General features: G+C 58.7%; 2 protein-coding genes and 2 pseudogenes. All 4 read right to left on the bottom strand.

Annotated features, from left to right (window positions below; all coding sequences use genetic code 11):
- The coding region (locus WBV42_RS12515) for a 6-hydroxymethylpterin diphosphokinase MptE-like protein (protein ID WP_423986329.1) at positions 1-371 on the bottom strand (371 nt) is incomplete at its 3' end.
- A 2-nt stretch (positions 372-373) separates the two neighbouring features.
- Positions 374-1,186 (bottom strand): annotated as a pseudogene (folP, locus tag WBV42_RS12520) (dihydropteroate synthase); the annotation flags it as partial.
- A gap of 40 nt (positions 1,187-1,226) precedes the next feature.
- Positions 1,227-2,822, bottom strand: a complete 1,596-nt coding sequence (locus tag WBV42_RS12525; RefSeq protein WP_423986330.1) for a hypothetical protein — start codon at positions 2,820-2,822, stop codon at positions 1,227-1,229.
- A gap of 625 nt (positions 2,823-3,447) precedes the next feature.
- Positions 3,448-4,441: pseudogene (locus WBV42_RS12530) on the bottom strand (hypothetical protein); the annotation flags it as partial.

Consider the following 4,441-nt stretch of genomic DNA (forward strand, 5'->3'; position numbering starts at 1 on the left):
GAGATGTTGTCCCCGTGTGCGTGCGCCGCGACCGGAATCCCCGATTCGCTCAACTCCCGCGCTGTCTCCGGGTTTTTGTCGAGATCTGTCACCATGCAGTCCACGTCGATATCCGCATCGAGGAGCACGTCGGCGGCCGTCGAGGCCGCGACGACGCACTCCGCTCTTCGTGCCGTGTCGAGTTCGTCGGCCAGCGAGGGGGCCGCTCCCGCGATTGCGACGGTGCTCCCGGTGATCCGGTCGAGTTTCGCGCGGTCGAACGGAACCGAGAGTTCGGCGAGGACGTCGCGGGCGCGTTCGTCGTCCGTCCGAGGGAAGCCGAAATCCGCGAGGATTGCGCGGTAGACGGGGTCCCACTCGTCGAACTTCATTGCCGTTCGCGGCCGAACGCGTGGCCGATAACGGCGGCGTCACGGGTTTCCGCCACGTCGTGCGTTCGGATCACGTCGGCCCCGCGTTCGACGGCCAGCGAGGTCGCCGCGAGGCTGGCCGGGAGTCGTTCCTCGGTGTCCCTGCCCACTACGTCCCCCAAGAAGTTCTTCCGGTTGATGGAGACGAGGATGGGCCGCCCCAGTTCCCGGAACTCGCCGAGTCGGTGGAACGTCTCGCGGTCGTCAGCGAGCGTCTTCTCCTCGCTCCATCCGCCGAACGCTGGATCGAGGATGGTCTTGTCCGTCAGCGGTTCGGCAGCGAGCGCGTCGTAAATGTCGTCCACGCGCTCGATCGCGCCGGGACGGGTCAGGTCCGGCGGACTCGCCATCTTCACGACGGCGGCGTCGTGGCGTTCACAGACCGTCGCCATCTCCGGGTCCGCGAAGCCACAGATGTCGTTGACCATGTCGAACCCACCCGACAGCGCCGCATCCGCCACGTCCGCATACCGGGTTTCGATGGAGAAGACGGGGTTCCCTTCCACCTGTTCGATGGCTTCCAGCGCGGTATCGAGTCGGTCGAGTTCCTCCTCCGCGGAGAGCACGTCGAACCGTTTGTTCGCCGATTCGAGACCGACATCCACGATGTCCACGCCTTCCGCGACGAGTTCTGCGTCCACGTACGCCGCGGCGTCGGCGGGGTCGTCGTACACGCTCGGGTCGTACGGCGATTCCTCGCTGACGTTCAACACACCCATGATCCGTGGCGGGTGTTCCGGCCCGATTCCGAGTCCCGCTGCGGAAACGTTCTGCATATCCGAAAACGAGGGCGAGCACGGTTAAAAATCGGCCCTTTCAGTGCAGGTCCGCCGCGGCGATGTCGTCGCTCCAGTAGAGGTCGCCGTTGTACTCGACCGGCACCGACTCCATTTTGAAGAATTCATCGAGTTCAGTGGCAGTCATATTTTTCCGAATAACAGGAGACAGATAGAATCGTCCACTATCCTCCTGTGTGATTTCATAAAAAGAGCCGTTATTGTGTCCATTCATCATGTGGACCTTCAGATTTGTTGTGTATATTCCGTCCGCATACGAATCAATGTGAATGCTGCTGTTCATCAAACCGAATGATTGGCAAACGCTCGCTGAAGGATCTCCAAGGACGACATACTGGTTCCCACTTAGTGTCGTCGTTCGTGCGATTGAGAGCGCGCTACGAAGTGTACATCCCTTCCCAAGGAGGCGAGCAAGCCACGAACCGACCTCGGTCGCAGGTCCGTTCGAGACGTCCGAAAGCGTGGCAATGCCGCCTCGACAACCCTTCTCGACTAGTTCCATGCTCTGTTCGTACGACCGACAGGCATTGAGCAGGAACGATTCGACGTTCACCGTCTCCAACAGCCGTGTATCGAGGACGCCGTCGGCGCATTCGATCCCCTCGTCGCTGACGTGGCCGATGTAATGAAGAAAATCGATGTCCGCGGCGAACACCGAGGCGAGTTCCTCGACGGTCAAATCGTAGACGATATCGATCTCGTGATCGGTGGTCTCTCGAAATCCATATAGATCCGTCACTTTGCCCTCGGCTTTCATCCGCTGGTCGTTGCAGACGATTTTGACCGAGATGGTCGATGTCCTCGGTTTCGTGTCTTCGATTCGACGGCGGTATGAATTGAGTGTAACCTTGTTGCCGCCGATAGGAACGCCATCGCCGAGCCATTCGTCGTGAGGGGTTTTCGTCTCCGGCGGACTCACGACTTTTGCTTCCGCTACATTTCCAAGAACACTTGCTTGACTTCGGCAAAAGTCAGTGACCGTCTGTGGTCGCTCTGCTTGTGATATCCGGGCAGTAGCAGACGGATGCCGAATGAATGCGAGATCTGACGAAACGTACGGCAGTACCTCGACGTTTTGTTTCGTCAGTTCGAGTATTACCGTGTGACTCCAATCCGGAAAGAGCGAATCGACACGGTCGAACGGGACATCCAGATATGTGTCGAGTCGTTCGGATAGCGACCGATTGTATAGAATCTTGAAGTCGAAATCCACCAGCGGTTCAATTTTCGGACGGATGTGAAGTGGTACCGGATAGAACCCCTCCTCACGAATCAGGCAATCGAAGAAGAAAACGTGGCGGAGCAGTTCGTTGACCTGCTGTTCGAACGCGACGTCGTCTCCGAACACGTACTTCGAACCGGGAGTCTCAAGCCGCGCAGGCGTTCCCGGTACGACTTTCGCACCGAGATAGAACGCCAACGATACGACCGGATAGACGTACGTCCGCTCCGGCGGCACGACCAACCGAACTCCGGTATCCGGCCGTTTGAGGTGCGACGGAGCCGAAAACTCGTCGCCGTGTTCGAGGAGTGGCGGGTGGCCACGAAGCGTCGGAAACGAGCGCTCCGGTGAGAGCGTATCCAATGCCGATCCGAACAATGAAATTCCACGCATCACGTCCTCGATGTCGTCGGTGATTGTGACCGTACCATTGGGAAACCGGTGCATCGATCCAACGCCGACGGTGACTCCTTTTTCTGTCTCGAACTCGATCGTGGAAGAAGAATGGCCAGATCGGATTGTGAGTGGGCAATCGACGGCAACATATAGTCGCACCGGGGTAGTTTTGAACTCGAGATGGCCCACGTGGAACGACGATTCCCACGTTCCATCGTCCATCTGGACGGTATCGCGTAGCTCATCGAAACGATCCCACACGTTAAACGATATTCCGGAAGGGATATCGATCCGATCCGTCCGGAATTCGACCGCCGTCTCGACCGAGAACGGGAACCCCTCCGTCGAATCCTGTCGTGGATCGATTCGTGACGGGGTCTGTAACACGACTTCCGCCTTTTCGATGGGATCCCAGATTCTAATTCCACATCCGTCCGAAACGCGTTCGACCTGTATTTCAGCCCCTTTCGGTCGATTATCGTCCCCCGTCATGATTCACTTAGCCCGGACCTGGTAACGGCCCCACCAACCAGTCCGGATCGTAACCAAACGCGTCTCCGAATCGTGGTGGAACGAACAATCATATCGCAACGATGGTACTCACGGATGAAAACCGAATCGATCACCGCAAATCCTTCGTCGTGATGTCGTCGCTCCAGTACAGGTCGCCGTCGTATTTGATCGGCATCGACTCCTCTCGAAACACCTCGTCGAGCGTCTCCGCCTCCAAGTGGAAGTCGCCGATCCAGTCCGACTGGAGGTACTGTGTCATGTCGTCGTCCCACACCGACCCGAACATCGAACCGGCGCTGTCACGGGGGGGATAGAACGGTTTGATCCGAATCGTGTACCCCCCATCATCGTCCGTCTCGATGAACAGCATCGGTTTGATCCTCGAAAACGGTTGGCAGAGGGTGAGACTCCCGTCCCCGATGACGACGTACTGGTCACCCGACAGCGTCTCCGACTGGGCGATGGAGAGCGCGCTCCAGAACGAAAGGCCCGAACCGAGTCCGCGGGCGAGCAGACACCCGATCTTCGTGGCCGGTTCGTTGGACACGTCCGACAGGGTTGCGACACCGACCCGGCACCCCTTTTCGACCAAGGTGGCGCTCTGTTCGTACGAGCGACAGGCGTTGAGCAGGAACGACTCGACGTTCACCGCGTCCAACGTCCGGGTATCGAGCACGCCGTCGGCACACTCGATACCGCTGTGATTGACGTGGCCGATGTAGTGCAGATAATCGATGTCGGCGGCGAATACGGTTCGTAGTTCCTCGACGGTCAAGTCGTAGGCGATATCGACCTCGTGACGACTCGTATCCCGGAAGCTGTACTGCTCACACACCTTCCCCTCGTCATTCATGTTCGTGTCGTTGCAGACGATCTGGACCCGAATCGTCGAGCGTTCCGACGAATCGTGATCGATGCGGCGACGATAGGAGTCCACCGTCGCCTTGTTGCCGCCGACGGGAACGCCGTCCCCGATCCAAACGTGTTCCTTCGACGTCGTCGGTTGCGGACTGACAGCAGGCGTACTCCCCTCCGATTCGGCTGGGGTCTGAGTGCTTCGACAGAAATCAGCTATTTCAGGGGCCTCTGCCGCCGGTTGCACG

The sequence above is a fragment of the Haladaptatus sp. genome (assembly GCF_049589095.1).
Lineage (GTDB): Archaea > Halobacteriota > Halobacteria > Halobacteriales > Haladaptataceae > Haladaptatus.